Annotated in this window: 20 protein-coding genes; 6 read left to right on the forward strand and 14 right to left on the reverse strand. The window is 68.2% G+C overall.

What is annotated here, in order from left to right; genetic code table 11:
* The first annotated feature begins 588 nt into the window (after positions 1 to 588).
* The 5 genes from AC07AW_RS04880 to AC07AW_RS04900 all read left to right on the forward strand — a co-directional run bounded on the left by AC07AW_RS04880 (position 589) and on the right by AC07AW_RS04900 (position 11657).
* A complete protein-coding gene (locus AC07AW_RS04880; RefSeq protein ID WP_478814071.1) occupies positions 589 to 7566 on the forward strand; it encodes a polymorphic toxin-type HINT domain-containing protein in 6978 nt (2325 codons plus the stop codon).
* 72 nt (positions 7567 to 7638) lie between these two features.
* Positions 7639 to 8067: a hypothetical protein gene (locus AC07AW_RS04885; protein WP_478814072.1), complete on the forward strand. Its 429-nt coding sequence runs from the start codon at positions 7639 to 7641 to the stop codon at positions 8065 to 8067.
* Positions 8068 to 8515: 448 nt separating this feature from the next.
* Positions 8516 to 9592, forward strand: coding sequence for an acyltransferase family protein (locus tag AC07AW_RS04890; RefSeq protein ID WP_478814073.1), 1077 nt, complete (start codon positions 8516 to 8518; stop codon positions 9590 to 9592).
* Positions 9593 to 9698: 106 nt separating this feature from the next.
* Entirely contained in the window at positions 9699 to 10691 is a 993-nt protein-coding gene (coaA, locus tag AC07AW_RS04895; RefSeq protein WP_478814393.1) for a type I pantothenate kinase, read from the forward strand.
* 18 nt (positions 10692 to 10709) lie between these two features.
* On the forward strand, positions 10710 to 11657 hold the full coding sequence (locus AC07AW_RS04900; RefSeq protein ID WP_478814074.1) for a DUF389 domain-containing protein: 948 nt from the start codon (positions 10710 to 10712) through the stop codon (positions 11655 to 11657).
* An 87-nt stretch (positions 11658 to 11744) separates the two neighbouring features.
* Here AC07AW_RS04900 and glmM read toward each other — a convergent pair whose 3' ends face one another.
* The 4 genes from glmM to AC07AW_RS04920 all read right to left on the reverse strand — a co-directional run bounded on the left by glmM (position 11745) and on the right by AC07AW_RS04920 (position 16068).
* Positions 11745 to 13103, reverse strand: coding sequence for a phosphoglucosamine mutase (gene glmM / locus AC07AW_RS04905; protein WP_478814075.1), 1359 nt, complete (start codon positions 13101 to 13103; stop codon positions 11745 to 11747).
* 115 nt (positions 13104 to 13218) lie between these two features.
* Complete coding sequence (gene rpsI / locus AC07AW_RS04910; protein ID WP_015035601.1) at positions 13219 to 13731, reverse strand: 30S ribosomal protein S9; 513 nt, start codon at positions 13729 to 13731, stop codon at positions 13219 to 13221.
* 44 nt (positions 13732 to 13775) lie between these two features.
* Positions 13776 to 14219 (reverse strand): 50S ribosomal protein L13, encoded by a 444-nt coding sequence (gene rplM, locus AC07AW_RS04915; RefSeq protein ID WP_388844090.1) that lies wholly within the window; start codon positions 14217 to 14219, stop codon positions 13776 to 13778.
* A 226-nt stretch (positions 14220 to 14445) separates the two neighbouring features.
* Positions 14446 to 16068 (reverse strand): ABC-F family ATP-binding cassette domain-containing protein, encoded by a 1623-nt coding sequence (locus AC07AW_RS04920; RefSeq protein WP_478814076.1) that lies wholly within the window; start codon positions 16066 to 16068, stop codon positions 14446 to 14448.
* A gap of 56 nt (positions 16069 to 16124) precedes the next feature.
* Between AC07AW_RS04920 and AC07AW_RS04925 the strand changes: the two genes are divergently transcribed.
* Positions 16125 to 17105: a hypothetical protein gene (locus tag AC07AW_RS04925; RefSeq protein WP_478814077.1), complete on the forward strand. Its 981-nt coding sequence runs from the start codon at positions 16125 to 16127 to the stop codon at positions 17103 to 17105.
* Here the strand turns inward: AC07AW_RS04925 and truA are convergent.
* The 10 genes from truA to secY all read right to left on the reverse strand — a co-directional run bounded on the left by truA (position 17076) and on the right by secY (position 24401).
* Positions 17076 to 17933, reverse strand: a complete 858-nt coding sequence (gene truA / locus AC07AW_RS04930; RefSeq protein ID WP_478814078.1) for a tRNA pseudouridine(38-40) synthase TruA — start codon at positions 17931 to 17933, stop codon at positions 17076 to 17078. The genes AC07AW_RS04925 and truA overlap by 30 nt on opposite strands.
* An 82-nt stretch (positions 17934 to 18015) precedes the next feature.
* On the reverse strand, positions 18016 to 18486 hold the full coding sequence (gene rplQ / locus AC07AW_RS04935; protein ID WP_189847048.1) for a 50S ribosomal protein L17: 471 nt from the start codon (positions 18484 to 18486) through the stop codon (positions 18016 to 18018).
* A 164-nt stretch (positions 18487 to 18650) separates the two neighbouring features.
* Positions 18651 to 19673, reverse strand: a complete 1023-nt coding sequence (locus AC07AW_RS04940; RefSeq protein WP_004946635.1) for a DNA-directed RNA polymerase subunit alpha — start codon at positions 19671 to 19673, stop codon at positions 18651 to 18653.
* A gap of 150 nt (positions 19674 to 19823) precedes the next feature.
* Entirely contained in the window at positions 19824 to 20228 is a 405-nt protein-coding gene (rpsK, locus tag AC07AW_RS04945; RefSeq protein ID WP_003956432.1) for a 30S ribosomal protein S11, read from the reverse strand.
* Between the two features lie 66 nt (positions 20229 to 20294).
* Positions 20295 to 20675, reverse strand: a complete 381-nt coding sequence (gene rpsM, locus AC07AW_RS04950) for a 30S ribosomal protein S13 (RefSeq protein ID WP_015035595.1) — start codon at positions 20673 to 20675, stop codon at positions 20295 to 20297.
* 189 nt (positions 20676 to 20864) lie between these two features.
* On the reverse strand, positions 20865 to 20978 hold the full coding sequence (gene rpmJ, locus AC07AW_RS04955) for a 50S ribosomal protein L36 (RefSeq protein WP_003956441.1): 114 nt from the start codon (positions 20976 to 20978) through the stop codon (positions 20865 to 20867).
* Positions 20979 to 21037: 59 nt separating this feature from the next.
* Entirely contained in the window at positions 21038 to 21259 is a 222-nt protein-coding gene (gene infA, locus AC07AW_RS04960) for a translation initiation factor IF-1 (RefSeq protein WP_003956442.1), read from the reverse strand.
* Positions 21260 to 21485: 226 nt separating this feature from the next.
* On the reverse strand, positions 21486 to 22337 hold the full coding sequence (gene map, locus AC07AW_RS04965; RefSeq protein ID WP_478814079.1) for a type I methionyl aminopeptidase: 852 nt from the start codon (positions 22335 to 22337) through the stop codon (positions 21486 to 21488).
* A 97-nt stretch (positions 22338 to 22434) separates the two neighbouring features.
* Complete coding sequence (locus AC07AW_RS04970; RefSeq protein WP_478814080.1) at positions 22435 to 23082, reverse strand: adenylate kinase; 648 nt, start codon at positions 23080 to 23082, stop codon at positions 22435 to 22437.
* Positions 23082 to 24401 carry a preprotein translocase subunit SecY gene (secY, locus tag AC07AW_RS04975; RefSeq protein ID WP_392151057.1) on the reverse strand — a complete coding sequence of 440 codons (1320 nt, stop codon included), beginning with the start codon at positions 24399 to 24401 and terminating at the stop codon, positions 23082 to 23084. Before secY ends, AC07AW_RS04970 begins: the two co-directional genes overlap by 1 nt.
* Positions 24402 to 24746 lie beyond the last annotated feature (345 nt).

Consider the following 24746-nt stretch of genomic DNA (forward strand, 5'->3'; position numbering starts at 1 on the left):
GGCGGGGCTACGGAGAGGAGCCCTGCGGACATCGTCGCAACGACGAGTGCCGAGATCCCCTGTCTCAAGCCCCCCCCGGGGTCGGACATTCTCGATCTGAACTGTGCCATGAGCGGGTTCCGTCCCCATTCCCGTGGTGAATTCAAGATGAATTCGCTTTGAATTCCGGGCGCCCGGGCCGCGCGGCCTCCGCCCGCACTCGGCGGAGCAGTCCCCCTTGCGCAAAGACCGGAAGTCGACCGGAATCTTCCAGGCTGCTTTGTAGCAGGCGACTCGGATTCAACGCGACGGAGTTCAGGCCGACTTGACGTACTAACGCTCACTTCACCGACGGCACGCCCCGGATTGGACATGACGCGCCCTTTTTGCCCGCACATTCCACGAAGACCGCAGAGGGGACGTTCTTGTTAGCCGCTCTCCGCCCCGCATAGCCTGCGCCCCGATCGTACGACCGACAAATAAGGGGTGGGGGTCTACGTGCCACTTCGGCATGCAAGAAAACATTTCAGACATACATCACGGACATGGCGCTCCGGAATCTCCGCGCTCGCCCTGGCCCTGTTGGCCTCCGGGGCGTCCCTCTCGCCCGTGGCCGCTCAGACCGTGGGAGGGAAGGGACTTCCCGAGCTCCAGAAGGTCACGGACGTCCCGGCGGCGCCCGAGACCTCCAAGCCGCCGGTCGCACCGCAGGAGCAGAGCAGTCGCGCGGCCCTCAAGGCGGCCCCGAGCGTCAAGTGGCCGGCTCCGGCGACGGCCGAGGCCACCGTGCCGAAGGCGGACAAGGCCGCCCGGTCCACCCTGCGCATGGCCACGGGCCAGCAGGACAAGGCCGCCCCCGTCGGCCCCTCGGCCCGGGCGGGATCACTGCCGGTCCGGCTCGCGACCGGTAACGCAGCCGTGGCCAAGGGCGCAGCCGCCCCCGCCGCCGACGCGCCCGCCATGACGGCGAAGGTGTCCGTACACAGCGAGGAAGCCGCCCTCAAGGCAGGCGTGCGCGGTCTCCTCCTTTCGGTCCAGCGCACCGACAAGGGCAAGGGCATCAGCCCGATCTCCGTCGAACTGGACTACCGCTCCTTCGCCCACGCCTTTGGCGGCGACTGGGGCTCACGCCTTCGCTTCAGCGCGATGCCCGCCTGTGCGCTGACGACGCCGCAGAAGCCCCAATGCCAGGCCTCGGTCCCCGTACCGAGCGTCAACGACACCGCGTCGGGCACGCTGACCGGCACCTACGCCGCACGCTCGGCCACGGCCGACTCCGGTGCCATGGTCCTGGCCGCCACCGCCGGCGCCTCCGGTTCCAAGGGCACCTACAAGGCGACCTCGCTCAGCCCCACCGGCACCTGGTCGGCCGGCGGCTCCACGGGCGACTTCTCCTGGACCTATCCGATGGAGATCCCGTCGTCCCTCGGCGGCCCGGGCCCTTCCCTCTCCATCGGCTACAACTCCGGCAGCGTGGACGGCCGCACCCTCGCGACCTCACAGCAGCCGTCCTGGGTCGGCGACGGCTGGGACACCGGCTCCAGCTTCATCGAGCGCACCTACGTGGCGTGCGCCGAGGACCGCGCGAAGGACAGTGGCTTCAACAACCCCACGACCCACCCGACGGGCGACCTCTGTCACGGCCCCCCGATGGTCACCCTCTCCCTGAACGGGTCCTCCACGGCGCTCGTCCTCAACGACGCCGACAAGAAGTGGTACGTCGCCAACCAGGACGGCTCCAAGGTCGAACTGGAGACCGGCGCCGACAACGGCGACAAGGAGGGCGAGTACTGGGTCGTCACCAACTCCGAGGGCGTCAAGTACTACTTCGGCCTCAACCACCTGCCCGGCTGGGCCGCCGGCAAGCCCGAGACCAACTCGGCCCTCAACGTGCCCGTCTACGGCAACCACGAGGGTGAGCCCTGCCACGCCGCCAGCTACGCGGCCTCGGTCTGCGACCAGACCTACCGCTGGAACCTCGACTACGTCGTCGACCCACGCGGCAACGCCCTCACCTACTGGTACGGCAAGGAGCGCAACTACTACGGCTCCAACGTCACCGACACCGGCACCTCCACCGCCCGCGGCTACGACCGCGGCAGCTGGCTGCAGCGCGCCGCGTACGGACTGCGCAAGGAGAACCTGTTCGCCCCCGCGCCCGCCGAGGTGACGTACCAGGCCCTGGAGCGCTGCATCGTCACCCCGACGTTCGACTGCGCGGAGGAGAAACTCGCCTCCAAGTCCTCGTACGAGATCGCCAAGAACTGGCCGGACGTACCCTCCGACCAGCTCTGCGCCTCCGGCGAGACCTGCACCGACAGATACTCGCCCGCCTTCTTCACCCGCAAGCTCCTGAAGAGCATCACCACAAGGGTCCTCAAGAACGGTGTCCCGACCCCGGTCGACACCTGGACCCTGGATCAGGACTTCCAGTCCACGGGTGACGGCGCCGTCAACGGCGAGTACCCGCTCTGGCTCAAGAGCATCCAGCGCACCGGGCAGAACGGCACTGCACTCACGCTGCCCGCCGTGACCTTCACGGGCATCCAGCTGCCCAACCGCGTCGACAACAACGAAGACGGCAACCCGCCGTACCTGCGCTGGCGCGTCCAGCAGATCCAGACCGAGACAGGCGCACGCACGATAGTCGGGTACGCGCCCACGGAGTGCTCCAGCGTCCCAGGCGCCGCCAAGCTTCCCTCCTCGCCGGACAGCAACACACTGCGCTGCTTCCCGGTCGTCGTAGAAACCAACGACCCCACCGACCCCACCGGGTTGAAGAAGAAGTACTCCACCGACTGGTTCCACAAGCACCGAGTCGACCAGGTCCGCGAGGAGGACAAGAACGGCACCTCGCCCACCCGCGAGGCCAACTACGAGTACATCGGCACGCCCGCCTGGGCGTACGACGACGCGAGCGAGCTGACCAACAAGCCCGCCCGTACCTGGTCGGTGTACCGCGGCTACTCCAAGGTCCGCGTCATCAACGGCGTCGAACCCGATGTGCGCACCCGCACGGAGACCCTCTTCTACCGCGGCCTCGACGGCGACCTCGAGGCCGACGGCACCCGCCGCTCGGTCCAGGTGACGGACTCCGAGAACAATTCCGTCGACGACCACCCGATGCTCGCCGGCCAGGTCAGGGAGACCCAGTACTTCGACGGCGTCACGGGCCCGCTGCACTCCGCGACCATCAACACCCCGTGGCTGCACGGCCCGGTCGCCACGCGGAACCGCTCCGCCACCGGCGCCGCGCCCCTGGAGGCCTGGGTCCAGGGCCTGAAGTCCACGTCCTCCCGCACGTTCCTGTCAGGCGGACGCGGCGAACGCCGCACCGCCGTCGAGCACTCCTACGACGACAGCGGCCGCACCGTCTGGACCTGGACCAAGGGCGACACCGCCGACGCGAACGACGACCAGTGCACTCGGTTCGAGTACCTCGACGACGCCGCCAGGTGGTTCAAGTCGCAGCAGACACGAGTGTGGACGCTCGCCAAGCCGTGTGACGTCCCCGCGATCCCCGGTCCCGCCGACACCGTCTCCGACGCAAAGGTTTCCTACGATGCTGTAGGAAACGTCATGAAGACCGAGTCGCTCTCCGGCTACGTGAACGGCCTGCCGCAGTACACCGAGTCGGGCACCGCGACCTTCGACGACTACGGCCGCATCACCTCCGCGACCGACGTCTACGGCAAGACCACGACGACGGCCTACACGCCGTCCTCCGGCTCGGTCGTGACCAAGACCGTCACGACGAACGCCCTCGGCCACACAGCTACCACCGAGGTCGACCCCGGACGTGGCCTCCCCCTCGTCCAGACGGACACCAACGGCCGCAAGACCGTCATGGAGTACGACGCCCTCGGGCGGACGAAGAAGGTCTGGTCGCCCGATCGCGACTCGACCACAACCACTCCGGACGCGGAGTTCGACTACACAGTCGGCCAGAACGCCCCGGTCGTCATCACCAACAAGCACCTCCTCGAGAACGGCACCTACCGGGTCAGCTACGACTTCTACGACGGCGCGCTGCGCCTGCGGCAGACCCAGAACGCGGCAATGAACAGCGGCCGGGTCGTCACGGACACCTTCTACGACAGCCTCGGCCGGGTGTGGAAGGAGAACGGCGGCTACTACAACAGCGACAGCGGCCCGACCGCGACAATGTTCCCGCCGACCGACAACACCGTCCCCTCATCCACGGTGACGAAGTACGACGGCGTCGGGCGTCCCACCGACACCATCGCCCGCTCCAAGGGCTTGGAGACCTGGCGGACGACCACCACGTACGGCGGTGACTGGACGGCGGTCGACCCTCCGGCGGGCGACACGCCGACGATGGCGATCCTCGACGCCTTCGGCCGGAAGACCGAACTGCGGCAGTACAAGGGCGACGGTCCCTCCGGCACATACGACAAGATCAGCTACACGTACACCCGCAAGGGGCAGCTGGACACGGTCACCGACCAGGCCGGCAACACGTGGTCGCAGACGTACGACATTCGCGGCCGCGTCAAGACGACCTCCGACCCCGACAAGGGCACGACCACCCTCGAGTACGACAAGGGCGACCGTGTCGTCTCCATGACGGACGGCCGGACGCCCGGCCGGACCATCGCGATGGCATACGACGCGCTCGGCCGCGTCACCGCGACGCATCAGGACTCGCTCACGGGGCCGATGCTGACGTCGCAGACCTACGACACGGTTCCGGGCGCGCTGGGCCTTCCGGCCTCATCGACCCGCTACGTCACCACGGACGCCGGCACGAACGCGTACACGCAGGCCGTCACCGCGTACGACACCGAGTACCGGCCCAAGACGACCACGGTGACGATCCCGCCCAGCGAGGGCAAACTCGCCGGCACGTACACGTACACCAACACCTACACCTCGCGCACCGGCCTGCCGCAGACCACCACGCACCCCGCGGTCGGAGGACTCCCCTCGGAGCGCGTGTCCATGGGCTACAACGCGCTGGACAGCATCAACACGATGGCGGTCGCGGGCGTCACCTTCGTCGCGGAGACCGAGTACACCTCGCTCGGTGACGTGGTGCGCACCCGGGTCGACTCGGCGGGCAAGGCTCTGATCACCAGCAACCTGTTCGACGAGCAGACGCGCCGGGTGACCCGCACGACGAACCACCAGGAAGTCGGCTCCGTCGACACCATCACGCTGAACGACGTCGTGACCGACTACGACGCCGTCGGCAACGTGAAGCGGATCACGGAGACGACGGGCGACAACCCGACGCCGGCCACCACCGACGTCCAGTGCTTCGCCTACGACCATCTGCGTCGCATGACGGACGCCTGGACGGCGAGCGACGCCTGTGCGCTCAAGCCCGGCGCGTCCGGACCCGGCTCGGCCCCGAAGGTGGGCGGCCCGGACTCGTACTGGCACTCGTACACCTTCGACGCCGTCGGCAACCGTCTCAGCGAGACGAAGCACGACCCGCTCGGCGACACCACGAAGGACGTCAAGCGCGCCTACACGTACGCGACCGGCCTGCCCACAAAGAGCCGGTTGGAGAAGGTCAACACGACGGGTCCGCAGGGCCAGCGTGAGGAGCTCTTCGGCTACGACGACGCCGGCAACACCACCTCCCGAACCGTCCAGGGCGACACGCAGAACCTCCTGTGGGACCTGGAGGGCCACCTGGAGAAGGTGACCGCGGGCACGAAGGAGACCTCCTTCGTCTACGACGCGGGCGGCAACCGGCTCATCAAGCGGGACCCGAGCGGCACGACCCTGTACCTGCCCGGCACCGAGCTCCAGCTCGACACCGCCGGCAACGTCGCCAAGACGACCCGGTACTACGGCCACCCGGCCGGCCCCGCCATGGTCAAGGTCGCGCAGAACGGCACGATCAAGAAGTCGTACCTGCTCGCCGACCGGAACGGCACCTCGACGACCTCGGTCGACGCGGCGACGAAGACGGTGACGCGCCGCAAGTACACCCCGTTCGGCGAGGAACGCGGCACGGCGCCGTCGGTCTGGCCCGACGACAAGGGCTACCTCGGCGGCACGAAGGACGCCTCGACGGGCTTGACTCACCTGGGCGCCCGCGAGTACGACCCGACCCTGGGCCGGTTCATCTCGGTCGACCCGAAGATGGACATCGCCGAGTCGCAGACGATGAACCCGTACGCGTACGGGAACAACAGCCCGGTGACGTTCGCGGATCCGTCCGGCGAGAAATTCTGCATCGACGAGGCGTGCACGAGAACGGTCCAGACGGAAGGCAAGTCGCCCGATCAGGTGGGCAGTGGCGGCGGACGCGACGGCAACGACGCCGCCGGCTACGTCCCCCCGGCGCCGACCAAGCCGACGACGACCCTCAGTGAGGACGACGTCAAGAAGGCGTGGACCATTCGGCAGAAGTCCAAGGCGGACGTGATCCTCGAGATCGCGTGGGAGGTCGCCAAGGGCATCAGCGGATTCGACGACATCCAGGCCTGCCTCGGCGGAGACGTCTGGGCATGCGGCTCACTGGCCCTGGACATAGCCGTGCCGTTCGCCGCCAAGTCCAAGAGACTTGCCAAAGCCCTTGAAAGGGCCTGGAAGCTGTACGACCGCTGGAGCGACGAGGTCCGCTGGGCGACGGGACTTCTGAAGCGGGCGGACGACGAAGCCGCGGCCATGGCGAAGTACGCCGAGGACATGGCGAACTGGAAGAAGGAGGCAAACGCCGCCAAGGCGGCAGCCAAAAAGGCGGAAGAGGCGGCGGCAGACGCGGCGAAGAGAGCCGACGGAGCCGGTGAAGTCGGCGAGACCTGCATCAAGAACAGCTTTACCCCCGAAACAAAGGTCCTGCTCGCCGACAGCACCACGAAGCCGATCAAGGATCTGAAGCCGGGCGACGAGGTCCTCGCGACGAACGAGAAGACCGGCGAAACCACCGGCAAGGACGTCGCCGCGACGATCATCGGCAACGGCGAGAAGCACCTCGTCCGCGTCACGATCGACACGGACGGCGCAAAGGGCACCAAGACGGCCCCGATCACGGCCACGGACGGCCACCCCTTCTGGGTCCCGTCCCTGCACAAGTGGCTCCCCGCCAAGGACCTGAAGCCGGGCCAATGGCTCCGCACAAGCGCCGGCACCAGCGTCCAGATCACCGCGGTCCAGGCCTGGACCCAGAAGGCTTCCGTCCGCAACCTGACGGTCGCCGACTTCCATACGTACTATGTGCTGGCGGGCGCCACGCCGGTCCTCGTCCATAACTGCGGGAAATGGACAGGACAGGGCGAGCACCCTCTCGAGGACACCGTGGCCAATGCCATCGAGGACGCTCACCCGGATCTCGTCAAGGGCATGGGGCGGAAAGTGCTCCGCGAGGATGGAACGACCTGGTCGGATCACGATGTTCATGGAGACGACTTCATCATCGAGGTGGCCAGTGGAAAGGGATCCGGCAAGACCACACAAATCCGGGATCGCGTCTTGCCTACAGCCGGCGGGGCCCGTGTCGCGGTATTCGGCCCAAATATGGGCGGCCATGTCGCGCGAGGAATTGAAGAGCTAGGCGTACCTGTCTTCAGAAGAATGGAAGACCTCGTGGCCTGGGCGGCCGGTAAATAACCACCGCTGTGCGCCGGTCGACGGACAGGAATCGTCCACCGGCGCACAGTCACCCAAAAGGGATTGCAGTCGATGGAGACGCTTGTAATTGTTGTCGCCACAGAAGGCTGGGGTTTTCATGCGATCGCGAATGCACTAGAGCCCTCCCATCGGGTGTCCTTGATAGATGACAGATACCTGGAGGTCTCACAGGCGAACTCGAGCGCCTATTTGTGTGTCATGGATCCACAGGAGGACGGCCTCTTTGAGGGTTGGCCGGAGGCATTGATTCCCGAAGGGCCGTTTGCGGCCTTCTCGGCCGACTATCGAGATCCTGCACTCATGGAGTCGATCGTCAGAGAGATTTCCACCAAGGTAACCACTATCATTGATACAAATTTTGGCGACGTGATATACGGTAGTGAATTCATCGCTCGGATTGATCGCGAGAATCCTCGATGGCAATGGTGGCACTGGCCACGCGATCTTGATGGCTATTCCAGGCAGGAACCCGGCTCTTAATTCACTTCGAGAAGCCCCACCGAAGCACATTCGGTGGGGCGTCTCGCCGCTTGACGGCAACGTCGGCGGACGCTTGCCGCCGCAGACGGGTGTTCCTTGAGCTCGGCGCCCTGGCCCCGTATGAACCGAAGGTCATCGTGGTCACGGGCCTTCCGGTGCGGTGGCCGCGTCCTTGCCGGGGATCTGGATGGTCGCGGTGTCGGCAGTACGCCCAACCGGGTGACGTGTATCCCCCGCCCCAGGTGCGTAAGTTCGTGCGAACTGTACGCCCCCGCTTCACCCCCATGTCGTCTTCCGGAGTCCCCGTCGTCCCTTCCGCCCCCGAGGCTCGGCTCTTCGCCGTACGCCAGGAACCCGGGGGTGGGACATCTCTACCGGCGCCGACACCGCCACGGTCACCGCACAGACCGCGCCGCGTCCCCTCGCGGCGCCGGCCGGCGGAGCGCGTATGGACTCGCTCACCGCGCTGCGCTGGTTCGCGGCCTTCGGGGTATTCCTCTTCCACGCGTACGGCTACGCCAAGGAGTCCCCCGCACTGATGCGGCTGATGATGACGGGCTACGAGGGCGTGGTGTTCTTCTTCGTCCTCTCCGGCTTCGTCATGGCCTGGGTGGCCAGGCCCGAGGACACCCCGGCGCGCTACTACTGGCGCCGGTTCGCCCGGATCTGGCCGCTGCTCGCCGTGACCACTCTGGTCTTCGCGGTCCTGGAGAAGGAGTGGCTGCGGCTGCCGGTCTCCACGGCGGACGTGCTGTGGACGCTCGCCCTGGCCCAGGCCTGGAGCACCGACCACTTCTACAGCCTGAACATCGTCACCTGGACCCTGTCCGTGGAGGCCTTCTTCTACCTGGCCTTCCCCCTACTCCTCCGGTTCCTGTCGCGCTGCCCGTCCCGACTCCTCATCACGGTCGCGGCGCTCACACCGGTGGCGACGGCGGCCACGCACGCGCTGACCGTCCTCCACCCGTTCCCGCCCGAGGTGGCCCGCCTGGTCACGTCCTCCCCGCTCTCCCTCACCCCCATGTTCGTCCTCGGCCTCTGCGCAGCGCTCCTGCTGCGCCGCGGCCACCGCCCGCCCTTCGGCGCCGGCACCGCCCTGGCCCTGACCACCGCCTCCCTCCTCACGGGCTGGCTGTGGCTGGGACACCCGGAGGCGATACCGGGGATCACCCCGGAGCCGGGCGTCCTCGACGCCCTGGTCATGCCGGCCTTCGCCCTGCTGATCACGACGACGGCCCTGCGCGACACGGACGGCCGCTCCTCCGTTCTGCGCGCCCGCCCCCTGGTGAAGCTCGGCGAGTGGTCCTTCGCCTTCTACATCTGCCACCTGGTGATGCTGCGGGTCCTGCGCCACCTGGGCCTGGGCCCCTCCCCGGGCCTCCGCGACGACGTCCTCCCGGTGACTCTGGCCCTCGTCGCGACCCTGGCCCTCGCGGCCCTCCTCCACGAGTGCCTGGAGAAGCCGGCGGAGCGCCGCCTGAGGTCCCTGCTGCGCTGGGCCCCCGTCAACCGTCGCGGCGCGTGACCGACCCCACGGCCCACGGAGCCCGTCGACCCCCGACAATGGCGGGGTGATCACTTCGCCGCCACGAAGCCCCGACGGACCCCCCGGCAACGGCGCCGGAACCGGAGTGGGCGCCGGACAGGGGACTCCCCGGAACGGGACCGGCCAGCGCCGGCCCTCCGAGGCGACCCCGTACGTCGACCTCACCCGGGCCGAGTGGAGCGCCCTGCGCGACAAGACGCCACTCCCGCTGACCGCCGACGAGGTCGAGCGGCTGCGCGGTCTCGGGGACGTCATCGACCTCGACGAGGTCCGGGACATCTACCTTCCGCTCTCCCGGCTGCTCAACCTGTACGTGCAGGCCACCAGCGGTCTCCGCGGCGCCCTGAACACCTTCCTCGGCGAGAGCGCCGAGCAGCGCGGCACCCCCTTCGTCATAGGGGTCGCCGGTTCGGTGGCCGTCGGCAAGTCGACCGTCTCGCGCCTCCTCCAGGCCCTGCTCGCCCGCTGGCCGGAGCACCCGCGCGTGGAGCTGGTGACCACGGACGCCTTCCTCTACCCGATGGAGGAGCTGAAGGCGCGCGGCCTGATGTCCCGGAAGGGTTTCCCCGAGTCGTACGACCGCCGGGCCCTGACCCGTTTCGTCGCGGACGTCAAGGCGGGCAAGGACGAGGTCACGGCCCCGGTCTACTCGCACCTGATCTACGACCGCGTGCCCGACGAGCGGCTCGTGGTGCGCCGCCCGGACATCCTCATCGTGGAGGGCCTGAACGTCCTCCAGCCGGCGCTTCCCGGCAAGGACGGCCGGACCCGGGTCGGTCTCGCCGACTACTTCGACTTCTCGGTGTACGTGGACGCGCGCCCCGAGGACATCGAGCGCTGGTACCTCAACCGCTTCCGCAAGCTGCGCGACACCGCGTTCCAGGACCCTTCCTCGTACTTCCGGCGCTGGACGCAGGTCTCCGAGGACGAGGCCTTCGACTACGCCCGCACGATGTGGCGCACCATCAACAAGGTGAACCTCCTGGAGAACGTGGCCCCGACCCGTGGCCGGGCGACCCTCGTCGTCCGCAAGGGCCCCGACCACAAGGTGCAGCGCCTGAGCCTCCGGAAGCTCTGACCTCCGTACTCTCTCCTCATGCTGCATCTGAGGCTGATCGTCCCGCCCGACCGCACCCCGGAAGCGGTGCGGCTGATCGAGTCGACGGTCGGCACCGCCCATGTGGTGGTGCTGACCGGCGCGGCCCGGGACCCCTCGGGTGACCTGGTGATGTGCGACGTGGCCCGTGAGGCGGGCGACGAACTCCTGCACGGGCTGCGCGAACTGAGGATCGACCAGGACGGCTCGATCGCCGTCGAGAACATCGACCTGTCGTTGTCGACGCGGGCGGACGCGGCCGAGCTGGAGGCCCCGGGCGAGCCCGCGGACGCGGTGATCTGGGAGCAGCTGGCGGGGGCCACGCACGAGGAGTCGACGCTCTCGATCACGTACAGCGCGTTCATGATCCTGGCGACGATGATCGCGGCCTGCGGTGTCGTCCTGGACAACGCGATCCTGATCGTGGGCGCGATGGCGGTCGGCCCGGAGTTCGGCCCGCTGGCCGGGGTCTGCACGGCGGTCGTGCAGCGTCATCCGAAGCTGGCGGCGCGCTCGCTGATGGCGCTGTTCGTCGGCTTCACGGCGGCGATGGTGGCGACGACGGTGTTCAGCCTGGGCATGGACGCACTCGGCCTGTTCAGCAAGGCGCAGCTGGACGCGGACCGCCCCAACACCAGCTTCATCTGGCAGCCGGACCCGTTCTCCTTCGTCGTGGCGCTGCTCGCGGGCATCGCCGGCACCCTGTCCCTGACCTCCTCCAAGTCCGGGGCCCTGGTGGGCGTGGCGATCTCCGTGACGACGGTCCCGGCGGCCGCGAACGCGGCGGTGGCGCTCAGCTATGGCGATGTGAGCCAGATGTGGGGCTCGATCGCACAGCTGACGCTCAACCTCTTCGGCATCATGCTGTCGGGGACGCTCACCCTGTACGGGCAGAAGATGCTGTGGCGCACCCAGCGCGGCCGTTGGCGCCGCGCACCGAAGGTCTGACCGTACGGAGGAGGGCCCCCGCCGGCCCCTGGAACTCGGGAACTCGGCGGGGGCCCTCGCCCCTTGCATGACGGTGCCTCAGAAAGGCTAGCCCAGCGCGGACTTCACGACATCTGCGAGGCGCTGCGCGACCGCGCGGGCCTGCTCGATGTCGGCGGCCTCGACCATGACACGGACCAGCGGCTCGGTGCCCGAGGAGCGGAGCAGGACCCGGCCCGTGGAGCCGAGCTCGCGCTCGGCGTCGGTGACGGCGGCGGCGAGCTCGCCGGAGGTGTTCACCCGGGACTTGTCGACGTCCTTGACGTTGATGAGGATCTGCGGCAGCCGCTCCATGACGCCGGCGAGGTCCGCGAGCGACTTGCCGGTGGCGGCGACGCGGGCGGCCAGCATCAGGCCGGTGAGGGTGCCGTCGCCGGTGGTGGCGTGGTCGAGCACGATGACGTGGCCCGACTGCTCGCCGCCGAGGGCGTAGTCGTTCTCCTTCATGGACTCCAGGACGTAGCGGTCGCCGACCGCGGTCTGGACGAGGTTCAGGCCCTCGCGCTCCATGGCGAGCTTGAAGCCCAGGTTGGACATGACGGTCGCGACGACGGTGTCGCCGCGCAGGGCGCCGGCCTCGCGCATGGCGAGGGCGAGCACGGCGAGGATCTGGTCGCCGTCGACCTCGTTGCCGGCGGCGTCCACGGCGAGGCAGCGGTCGGCGTCGCCGTCGTGGGCGATGCCGAGGTCGGCGCCGTGCTCGACGACGGCGGCCTTGAGCAGCTCCAGGTGGGTGGAGCCGCAGCCGTCGTTGATGTTGAGGCCGTCCGGCTCGGCGCCGATGGTGACGACCTGGGCACCGGCCCGGGTGAAGGCCTCGGGCGAGACACGGGCGGCGGCGCCGTGGGCCTCGTCGAGGACGATCTTCAGCCCGTCGAGCCGGTTGGGGAGGACGGTGAGGAGGTGGGAGACGTACGTCTCGAAGCCCTCGTCGTAGTCACGGACGCGGCCGACGCCGGCACCGGTCGGGCGCTCCCAGGGGGCGCCGGTGCGGTGCTCCTCGTACACGCCCTCGATCTTGTCCTCGAGGTCGTCGGCGAGCTTGTGGCCGCCGCGCGCGAAGAACTTGATGCCGTTGTCGGGCATGGCGTTGTGGCTGGCGGAGAGCATCACACCGAGGTCGGCGCCGAGGACGCCGGTGAGGTGGGCCACGGCCGGGGTGGGCAGGACGCCGACGCGCAGCACGTCGACGCCGGCGCTGGCGAGGCCGGCCACGACGGCCGCCTCGAGGAACTCTCCGGAGGCGCGCGGGTCCCGCCCGACCACGGCGGTCGGCCGGTGGCCCTCGAAGGTGCCCGCCTCGGCGAGCACGTGCGCGGCCGCGACCGAGAGGCCGAGCGCCAGCTCCGCCGTCAGGTCCGCGTTGGCGACGCCGCGTACGCCGTCCGTGCCGAAGAGTCGTCCCACAGCTGTCCTCCGAAAATACGTGCCCAGGTGAAAGAGAAAGAGGTTATGAAAAAACGTACGCCCCGACGGCACGGGCAGTGCCGCCGGGGCGTACGAAAGCAGCGAGCAGGCGTGATTAGCGCTTGCTGTACTGCGGAGCCTTGCGGGCCTTCTTGAGACCGGCCTTCTTCCGCTCGACCGCACGGTCGTCACGGGAGAGGAAGCCGGCCTTCTTCAGCGCCGGGCGGTTGTTCTCGACGTCGGCCTCGTTCAGCGCACGGGCCACGCCGAGGCGCAGGGCACCGGCCTGGCCGGAGACACCGCCACCCGCGATGCGGGCGATGACGTCGTAGCGGTTGTCGAGCTCGAGCACCTTGAAGGGCTCGTTGACTTCCTGCTGGTGGACCTTGTTCGGGAAGTAGTCCTCGAGCGTACGCCCGTTGATCTTCCACTTGCCGGTGCCCGGAACGATCCGGACGCGGGCGATGGCGTTCTTGCGACGGCCCAGGCCGGCGGCCGGCTGCGGGTCGCCGAAGCGGGACGCGAGCGACTCGGAGGTGTACTCACCCTCGACGAGCTCGGTCTCGGTGGTGTACTCCTCGACGCCCTCGAACTCGTCGACGGGGGTCTCGGGGGTGGTCTCGGCCACGATTCTCCTCAGATTTCTTTCGTTCTTAGGGGGTGTGGCCGGAACTACTGCGCGACCTGGGTGATCTCGAACGGAACCGGCTGCTGAGCAGCGTGCGGGTGGTTCTCGCCCGAGTAGACCTTCAGCTTCGAGAGCATCTGACGGCCCAGGGAGTTCTTGGGGATCATGCCCTTGATGGCCTTCTCGACGGCCTTCTCGGGGTTCTTGTCGAGCAGCTCGTCGTAACGGACGGAGCGCAGACCACCCGGGAAGCCAGAGTGGCGGTAGGCCATCTTCTGGGTCTTCTTGTTGCCGGACAGGTGAACCTTGTCGGCGTTGATGATGATGACGAAGTCGCCCATGTCCATGTGGGGGGCGTAGACCGGCTTGTGCTTGCCTCGCAGGAGGTTCGCAGCCGTGGTCGCCAGACGGCCCAGGACGATGTCCTGCGCGTCGATGATGTGCCACTGGCGAGTGACATCGCCGGGCTTAGGGCTGTACGTACGCACTTCGTAGCCTTCGCTTCTTCAGTGGATGGAGTCCAGACACACCTGAAGCGATCATGCAGCTGGGGCCTGCACTGCCGGGACACCGCCCGTATGCGAGCCACTGGTAACTGCTCCAGGGAACCTGCGTAAGGGCCCTTCGCGTGAGAACGACGAAGCCAATACGCATAACAAACCGCAACAGTACCCGCGCCACCCCGGGCGGGTCAAAACGCCGCGAGACACCAGGTCAGCGCACCCGCTCGACCCGCCGCTCGTCCCACACGGGCTCGCTGGTCTCCCGTACGACGCCGTCGGACCCGAAGACCAGGAAGCGGTCGAAGCTCTTCGCGAACCACCGGTCGTGCGTGACGGCCATCACCGTCCCCTCGTACGACTCCAGGCCGTCCTGGAGGGCCTCCGCCGACTCCAGGTCCAGGTTGTCCGTGGGCTCGTCCAGGAGCAGCGCGGTGGTGCCCGCCAGCTCCAGGAGCAGGATCTGGAACCGGGCCTGCTGCCCGCCGGAGAGCTTGTCGAAGGACTGGTCGCCCTGTCGCTCCAGCTCGTACCGCCGCAGCATCGACATCGCCGCGCCCCGGTCCTTGGCGTGCTCCGTCCACAGGATGTCGACGAGCGGCCGCCCGGCCAGCTCCGGGTGCGCGTGGGTCTGCGCGAAGTGCCCCGGCACGACCCGCGCGCCGAGCTTCCAGTCGCCCGTGTGGGCCACCGTGGAGTCCCCCGCGAGCAGCCGCAGGAAGTGCGACTTGCCGGAGCCGTTCGAGCCGAGGACGGCGACCCGCTCCCCGTAGAAGATCTCCAGGGAGAACGGCTTCATCAGACCGGTCAGCTCAAGGTTCTCGCAGGTCACGGCACGCACGCCGGTCCGGCCGCCGCGCAGTCGCATGCGGATGTCCTGCTCGCGCGGCGGCTCCGGCGGCGGGCCCGCCTCCTCGAACTTCCGCAGCCGGGTCTGGGCCGCCGCGTAGCGGGAGGCCATCTCGTGGCTGACCGCAGCCGCCTGCCGCAGGTTGATGACGAGCTTCTTCAGCTGCGCGTGCTTCTCGTCCCAGCGCCTCTTGAGCTCCTCGAAGCGGGCGAACCGCTCCCGCCGGGCCTCGTGGAAGGTGTCGAAGCCGCCGCCGTGCACCCAGACGTCCGAGCCGGCCGGGCCGGGCTCGACCGCGATGATCTTCTGCGCACCCCGGGAGAGCAGCTCCCGGTCGTGGGAGATGAAGAGCACGGTCTTACGGGTCTCCCGCAGCCGCTCCTCCAGCCACCGCTTGCCGGGCACGTCGAGGTAGTTGTCCGGCTCGTCGAGGAGCAGCACCTCGTCGGGGCCGCGCAGCAGCGATTCCAGGACGAGCCGCTTCTGCTCACCGCCGGAGAGCGTCCTGACCTGCCGGAACTGCGCCTTCTCGTACGGGACGCCCAGCGCGGCCATGGTGCAGATGTCCCAGAGCGTCTCGGCCTCGTAGCCCTGCACCTCGGCCCAGTCGCTGAGGGCCTGCGCGTACTTCATCTGCGCGGCCTCGTCGTCGACGGTCATGATCAGGTGCTCGGCCTCGTCGACGGCCTTGGCGGCATCCCTGATACGGGGCTGGGCGACCGATACCAGCAGGTCACGGACGGTGGACTCGTCCCGTACGGAGCCGACGAACTGCGGCATCACACCGAGGCCGCCACTGACGGTGACCGTGCCGCCGTGCGGCTGCAGCTCCCCGGCGATCATCCGGAGCAGTGTGGTCTTGCCGGCGCCGTTGGCCCCGACGAGGGCGACGACGGCCCCCTCCCCGACCCGGAAGGAGGCGTCCCCGAGCAGGACCCTCCCGTCGGGAAGGTAGTACTCCAGATGCGCGGCCTCGACATGTCCCATGGGATGCATTGTCACCGCCCGCGTAGGCCCGGCCCAACCGGTTTAGGATGCGCGGCATGAGCTTTGGGGGACCGCAGTGGCCGAACGAGCCGCAGCAGCAGGGGCAGCAGGGGTACGGACAGCAGCCCGGGTACGGCTACCCGCCGCAGCAAGGGCACGGGCAGCAGCAGCCGGGCTACGGCTACCCGCACCCCCAGCAGCCGGCGCAGCCGAACCCGTTCCCGGGCGCGGAGGGCAGCGGTGACACCCCCGACTGGGGCGCCCTCGCCGACGCCAGCGCCTCGCGCGGCCGCCGCAAGCGCCTCCTGCTGATCGCCGGCGGCGTCCTGGCCACGGTGGCGGTGGGCGCGATCGTCGCGACGGCCGTCGTGAGCACCAACAAGAAGAACGACGAGGCCAAGAACGGCCCGGTCCCCACCGGCACGGTCTCCGCCACCGGCACGCCGACCCCGGAGCCGACCTTCTCCTCGGTGGCGCCGGCGCCCCCGCCGAACCCGAAGGACTACATCTCGGACCCGAAGAAGGACAAGGCCCCGCTCACCGCCGAGGGCCTCTTCCCGGGCAAGAAGATGAGCATGAACGGCCGCGCCTACAAGAAGGGCGCGACCTCCGCGACGACCAACTGCGCGGCCGTCACCCAGGGCGGCCTCGGCACGGTCCTGAAGCGGAACGGCTGCCAGCGGGTGCTCCGCGCCACCTATGTGAAGGACGGCGTGGCGATCACCGTCGGCGTCGCCGTCTTCCCGTCCGAGGCGGCGGCCCAGAAGGCGAAGGACCAGGCCACCGGCGGCATCGCGCCCCTGACGGGCGCGGGCGTGGGTGATTTCTGCCACGCCACGGTCTGCCTGCGCCGCTCGAACGCGATCGGCCGGTACGCGTACTTCACCCAGGGCGGCTTCGCCAACGGCAAGAAGGTCACCACGGCCGACAAGCCCGTCTTCCAGGCCAGCGACGACCTCGGCACCTTCGCCTTCAACCAGATCTACGCCCGGGGCCGCGCCCAGGCCTCAGCAGCAGCCGGTGCTCCCGGGGAGTGACCGCTTGTTGCGGGCCTCCTTGCTGCGGGCGGCGAGCAGCGCGTCCTCGGGGTAGCCGACCTCTTCGAGGGTGAGGCCGTGCGGCCGCACGACGTGGACGGCCGAGTCGCGGACGCCGGCGGCGAGCACCCTGCCGGGCCAGTCGACCGGCCGGTGGCCGTCGCCGACGAAGAGCAGGGCGCCGACGAGCGAGCGGACCATGTTGTGGCAGAAGGCGTCCGCCTTCACGGTCGCCTCCAGGATCCCGTCGTCCCGCCGCTCCCAGCGCAGCACCTGCAGCGTGCGGATGGTGGTGGCACCTTCGCGCTTCTTGCAGTACGCGGCGAAGTCGTGCTCGCCGACGAGCGCGGTGGCGGCCTCGTTCATGGCGTCCATGTCGAGGGCCCAGTCGTGCCACAGCACGTGGCCGCGGAGCAGCGGGTCGACGCCGCCGGGGTTGTCGGTGACGCGGTAGGCGTAGCGGCGCCAGACGGCGGAGAACCGCGCGTTGAAGCCGGCGGGGGCCTCTTCCACGGACCAGACCCGCACGTCGTGCGAGAGCCGCCCGGCGAGCCGCCGGAGCAGCTTGTCCCGGTGCTCGGCCCACAGCTCCACGGGCAGGTCGACATGGGCGACCTGGCCGCGCGCGTGCACCCCGGCGTCGGTCCGGCCGGCGACGGTCAGCTCGTACGTCTCCTTGGACCGGGTCACGGTCCGCAGGGCGTCCTCGATCTCTCCCTGTACGGTCCGCTGCCCCTGGGCCTGCTTGGCCCACCCGGAGAAGTCCTTGCCGTCGTACGAAAGGTCAAGCCGAACCCGTACGAACCCGTCCTGCACGTCATCGCTCACGCGGAGATCCTCTCAAACACACGGGAACGGGCCCGCACCCCAGGGGGTACGGGCCCGCTCACGAGAAACGTACGAAAAACGCTTACGCGTCCTTCGCCTCGTCCTCGGTCGCCTCGACGGCGGCGGCCTCGTCGGCCTCCTTGACGGCGCGCTTGGTGGCGGCCTCGGCCTCGGCAACGGTCGCCTTCTTGGCGATCTCGCCCTCGACCAGCTCGATCACGGCCATCGGGGCGTTGTCGCCACGACGGTTGCCGATCTTGGTGATGCGGGTGTAGCCACCCGGACGCTCCGAGTAACGCGGGGCGATCTCGGTGAAGAGGGTGTGGACGACGCCCTTGTCGGTGATCGTCTGCAGCACCAGGCGACGGTTGTGGATGTCGCCCTTCTTCGCCTTGGTGATCAGGCGCTCGGCGACCGGACGCAGGCGACGGGCCTTGGCCTCGGTCGTGGTGATGCGGCCGTGCTCGAAGAGCGACTTCGCCAGGTTGGCGAGGAGCAGCTTCTCGTGCGCGGCGGAACCGCCGAGGCGGGCACCCTTCGCGGGACGCGGCATGGTGTTTCTCCTTGTGATCTGCACCGGCCGTATGAGGTACCGATGTCAGTGTCCGAGCGGGCGGTCACCCGTCGGAGACCCCGCGCCCCGGTCAGGGGCGCGGGGAACTGCGCGGCCGGCCGAAGCCGGCCCGCAGCCAAATCTGGACCGTCGGTCCCGAGCTCTTAGTACTGCTCGGTCTCGACGAAGCCGGCGTCCGCGTCGTCGTCGGCGCCGAAGGCGTCCGCGGCGGCCGTCGGGTCGAATCCGGGCGGCGAGTCCTTCAGCGCGAGGCCCATACCGGCCAGCTTCGCCTTGACCTCGTCGATCGACTTCGCACCGAAGTTGCGGATGTCGAGCAGGTCGGCCTCGGAACGGGCGACGAGCTCACCCACGGAGTGGATGCCCTCACGCTTGAGGCAGTTGTACGAACGAACGGTGAGCTCGAGCTCCTCGATCGGCAGCGCGAGGTCGGCGGCGAGGGCGGCGTCCGTCGGGGACGGGCCCATGTCGATGCCCTCGGCGTCGATGTTGAGCTCGCGCGCGAGACCGAACAGCTCGACGAGCGTCTTGCCGGCCGAAGCCATGGCGTCACGGGGACGCATGGCCTGCTTGGTCTCGACGTCGACGATGAGCTTGTCGAAGTCGGTGCGCTGCTCGACTCGGGTCGCCTCGACCTTGTAGGTGACCTTCAGCACGGGGCTGTAGATGGAGTCGACCGGGATACGGCCGATCTCCTGGCCGACCTGCTTGTTCTGGACGGCGGAGACGTAGCCGCGACCGCGCTCGACGGTCAGCTCCATCTCCAGCTTGCCCTTGGCGTTCAGGGTCGCCAGAACGAGGTCGGGGTTGTGCACCTCGACACCGGCCGGGGGCGCGATGTCGGCGGCGGTGACCAGACCCGGGCCCTGCTTGCGCAGGTACATCACGACCGGCTCGTCGTGCTCCGAGGAGACGACCAGCTGCTTGATGTTGAGGATGAGGTCGGTGACGTCCTCCTTGACGCCCGGCACGGTGGTGAACTCGTGCAGGACACCGTCGATGCGGATGCTGGTGACAGCGGCACCCGGGATCGAGGAGAGGAGGGTACGGCGGAGCGAGTTGCCGAGGGTGTAGCCGAAGCCCGGCTCCAGCGGCTCGATGACGAACCGGGAGCGGAACTCGTCGACGACCTCTTCGGTCAGCGACGGACGCTGAGCGATAAGCATGTCTGCGTTTCCTTCAGTCGTGGACGCCCACTATTTGACGTCCGACGGCCACCGGGCGGAGCCCGATGGTGTAACAGCTATAAGGGTACGGGCGGTACGGCCCCGGAAGGGGACGCACCGCCCGAAAGTCCTGCTCAAGCAGCCCGTGCGTCAGACGCGGCGGCGCTTGGGGGGACGGCAGCCGTTGTGCGGCGTGGGGGTGACGTCCTGGATCGAACCGACCTCGAGGCCCGTGGCCTGGAGGGAGCGGATCGCGGTCTCACGGCCGGAGCCGGGACCCTTGACGAAGACGTCGACCTTGCGCATGCCGTGCTCCTGCGCGCGGCGGGCGGCCGACTCGGCGGCCATCTGCGCGGCGAAGGGGGTGGACTTGCGCGAGCCCTTGAAGCCGACGTGGCCGGCGGAGGCCCAGGAGATCACGTTGCCCGAGGGGTCCGTGATCGAGACGATCGTGTTGTTGAACGTGCTCTTGATGTGCGCGTGGCCGTGAGCGACGTTCTTCTTTTCCTTGCGGCGCACCTTCTTGGCAGCGCCCTGACGACCCTTGGGGGGCATCTAAATCTCCTACGGGAGGTGGTCGGTCCTACAGCGAAGACCGTCTGGTCAAGCGTCCGCTGAGGACTACTTCTTGCCCGGCTTCTTCTTACCGGCGATGGCGCGACGCGGGCCCTTGCGGGTACGAGCGTTCGTGCTGGTGCGCTGGCCGCGGACGGGCAGGCCACGACGGTGGCGGAGGCCCTGGTAGCAGCCGATCTCGACCTTGCGGCGGATGTCGGCGGCGATCTCGCGGCGGAGGTCACCCTCGGTCTGGAGGTTGGCGTCCACGTACTCGCGGATCTTGACGAGGTCTTCCTCGGCAAGGTCGCGGACACGGGTGGACGGGTTCACGCCGGTCGCGGCGAGGATCTCCTCGGACCGGGTACGCCCGATGCCGAAGACGTAGGTGAGTGCGACCACCACACGCTTTTCGCGCGGGATGTCAACACCGGAAACGCGTGCCATTCAATGGCTCCTGTGTTCTCGGGGGTCTGCTGCAGAACCGTTCCCGGCTGCCGTATGAGGTACAGGTCGGGTCCCCGGCCCCCGCCGGAGGTGCCGTCAACCGTGGGACACGGTCGGACGGGCTCTGCGTATGTACGTATTGCTATGCGTCGCGCGAAGAACTGCGAAATGCAGGTCGGTCGGCGTGCGTCAGCCCTGGCGCTGCTTGTGGCGCAGGTTGTCGCAGATGACCATGACCCGGCCGTGACGGCGGATCACCTTGCACTTGTCGCAGATCTTCTTGACGCTCGGCTTGACCTTCATGGGATGTGAGGTTCTCCGGGTCAGTGCCACCACCCGCGCGGAGGCGGGTACGGCAAGATCTACTTGTACCGGTAGACGATCCGGCCACGCGTCAGGTCGTACGGAGAGAGCTCCACGACGACCCGGTCGTCCGGGAGGATTCGGATGTAGTGCATCCGCATCTTGCCGGAGATGTGCGCGAGGACCTTGTGACCGTTCTGGAGCTCCACCTTGAACATGGCGTTCGGGAGGGACTCGATCACGGTGCCCTCGATTTCGATGGCACCTTGCTTCTTGGCCACGCTTCGCCTTTCGAATCGGCTACCTTGATCGACTCTCGCCGCCGGGTGCGGACACACGGGTACACGAGAGCCGACGCATCAGTCTACGTCAGGCCCCAGGAAAAGACGAATCGGGAAGTCTGCCCACCGTAGAAGATCATTACGCGAGAACCGAATCCGCTACGCCGGCGGGACACCATCCCCGACGCAGCCCTCGCGGGCTCGGCGCCCGGGGGCGCCTCACAGGCTACGCCAGCGGGTCCGGCGCCGCCGTGACGCCCAGCTCCGCCAGCTTCGCCTTGCCGCCGTCGACCGCCGTCAGGACGAGGGGGCCCTCCTCGGTGAGGGCGATGGAGTGCTCCCAGTGGGAGGACCAGGTGCCGTCGGTCGTGATGACCGTCCAGTCGTCCTTCAGGACCTCCGTGTGCGGGGTGCCCAGGGAGACCATCGGCTCGATCGCCAGGCAGAGGCCGGGGACCAGCTTCGGGCCCTTGCCGCGCTTGCGGGAGACGTAGTTCAGCAGGTGCGGGTCCATGTGCATCTCGGTGCCGATGCCGTGGCCGCCGTAGTCCTCGATGATCCCGTACCGGCCCAGGCTGTGGTCGCCCACGGCCGGCCGCGGCTGCCGCTTGATGTACGTCTCGATCGCCTTCGAGATGTCCACCAGCCGGTTGCCGAGCTTCATGGCAGCGATGCCCGCCCACATCGACTCCTCGGTCACCCGGGAGAGCTCCACGAGCTCCGGCGCGTGCCCGGTGCCCACGAAGGCCGTGTAGGCCGCGTCACCGTGCCAGCCGTCCACGATCGCGCCGCAGTCGATGGAGATGATGTCGCCGTCCTTGAGGACGGTCTTCTCGTCGGGGATGCCGTGGACGACGACCTCGTTCACCGAGGTGCAGATCGTCGCGGGGAAGCCGCCGTAGCCGAGGAAGTTCGACTTCGCCCCGTGGTCGGCGATGACCTTCCGCGCGACCTCGTCGAGGTCCTTCGTCGTGGCGCCCGGCACGGCCGCCTCGCGAGTCGCCGCGTGGATGGCGGCGACGACCAGCCCCGCCTCGCGCATCTTCGCGATCTGCTCGGGGGTCTTGATCTGCACCATCGTGGCCGCGGCCTTTCCATCGAGTACGGGGAACAGAACAACGATACGGCCGCGACGCCCCCGAGGGGCACCGCGGCCGTATCGAACGAACCAGGGGTTACTTCTTGAGCGCGGCCATCGCCTTGGCGGTGACCTCGTCCACCTTGCCGAGCGCCGAGATCGTCTCGACCAGGTTCTGCGCCCGGTAGTAGTCGATGATCGGCTCGGTCTCCGTGTGGTAGACCGACAGGCGCTTGCGGACGGTCTCCTCCGTGTCGTCGTCGCGCTGGTACAGCTCGCCGCCGCAGACGTCGCAGACGCCCTGGGTCTTCGGAGCGTTGTACGTCACGTGGAAGACGTGCGCGGAGTCCTTGCGGCAGATGCGGCGACCCGCGATCCGCTTCACGACCTCGTCCTCGGGGACCTCAAGGTCCAGGACCGCGTCCAGCTCGATGCCGTCGGCCTTGAGGAAGGCGTCCAGAGCCTGGGCCTGGGCCACGTTCCGCGGGAACCCGTCGAGCAGGAAGCCGCCCTCGGCGTCCGCCTGGCGCATCCGGTCCTCGGCCATCCCGATCGTCACGGAGTCCGGCACGAGCTGGCCGGCCTTCATGTACGACTGCGCCTCTACGCCCAGCGGCGTGCCCTGCGAGATGTTGGCACGGAACAGGTCGCCCGTAGAGATGTGCGGGATGCCCAGGTTCTTGGCGAGGTACGCGGCCTGCGTGCCCTTGCCCGCACCGGGCGGTCCGACGAGGACGATTCGCATCAGCGGAGGAACCCTTCGTAATTGCGCTGCTGGAGCTGGCTCTCGATCTGCTTCACGGTCTCCAGCCCCACACCCACGATGATGAGGATGCTCGTCCCACCGAAGGGGAAGTTGGCATTGGCGCCACCGAAGCCTGCCAACGCCATCGTCGGCACAAGAGCGATCAGACCCAAGTACAGCGAGCCCGGCCAAGTGATCCGGTTGAGCACGTAGCTCAGATACTCGGCAGTAGGTCGACCAGCCCGGATACCCGGGATGAAGCCACCATACTTCTTCATGTTGTCCGCAACTTCCTCGGGGTTGAACGAGATCGCCACGTAGAAGAAGGCGAAGAACACGATCAGGAGGAAGTACGCGGCGATGTAATACGGGTGGTCACCCTTGACGAAGTGGGCTTCGATCCAGGTCTTCCACCCTGCGGTGGAGTTCGAGAACTGCGCGATCAAGGCCGGGATGTAGAGCAGCGACGACGCGAAGATGACAGGAATCACACCGGCCTGGTTCACCTTCAAAGGGATGTAAGTGGACGTACCGCCGTAGGAGCGCCGGCCGATCATGCGCTTCGCGTACTGCACCGGGATACGTCGCTGGGCCTGCTCGACGAAGACCACGAGGGCCACCATCACGAAGCCGATGAGGATGACGACACCGAACTCGATCCAGCCCTGGGCGAGCTTGCCGCTCTTCTTGATGGCCCACAGGGCGCCCGGGAAGCCGGCCGCGATCGAGATGAACATCAGGATCGACATGCCGTTGCCGATGCCACGGTCGGTGATGAGCTCACCGAGCCACATGACCACGCCCGTACCCGCGGTCATCGTGATGACCATCGTGGCGATGGTGAAGATCGACTGGTCCGGCACGACCTGGTCGGCGACGATGCAGCCGCTGAAGAGCGCACCGCTCTTGGCGGTCGCGACGAGACCGGTGCCCTGGAGGATGGCGAGTGCCACGGTCAGGTACCGGGTGTACTGCGTGATCTTGGCAGTACCGGCCTGACCCTCCTTCTTGAGGGCTTCGAGGCGCGGGATGACGACGGTCAGCAGCTGCAGGATGATGCTCGCCGTGATGTACGGCATGATGCCGAGCGCGAAGATGGTGATCTGCAGCAGCGCTCCGCCACTGAACATGTTGACCAGGCCGAACAGGCTGTTGTTGCCCTCGCTGGCCTGCTTGACACACTGCTGGACGGCCTCGTAGCTGACGCCGGGGACCGGGATGTGGGCCCCGAGGCGGTACAGCACGATGATGGCGAGCGTGAAGAGCAGCTTCTTGCGCAGGTCGGGCGTCTTGAACGCCCGGGCGAACGCGGTGAGCACGGTGCCTCCTGCGACCCCCGCGCTATGCGTCAAGGGTGACGGTCTTGAGGTTCGACGATTGGTTATCGGTCATCAATCCCGTGCGGGCATACCGCACGGAGTCTAGACAGTGCACGCCACCTTACCGGCGACCATGCCCCCCTAGGAACGACCAACCGGGGATGCCCCTTTTGAGAGGCGTCCCCGGCCGAGAACCGGCCTCCCGGACCCGGGCATCGGCCTTGCTCGAAGTCACCACTTCCGGGGGAACTCCCGTGAAGGCGTCACTCTCCGTCGCAGGCACCGCTTCGCGATGACGTTCGAAGGGCGGGAGTCCTGCGCGACCGGGGAGGGTGGGGTGCTTCG

It is taken from the genome of Streptomyces sp. NPDC044003 (assembly GCF_056435185.1).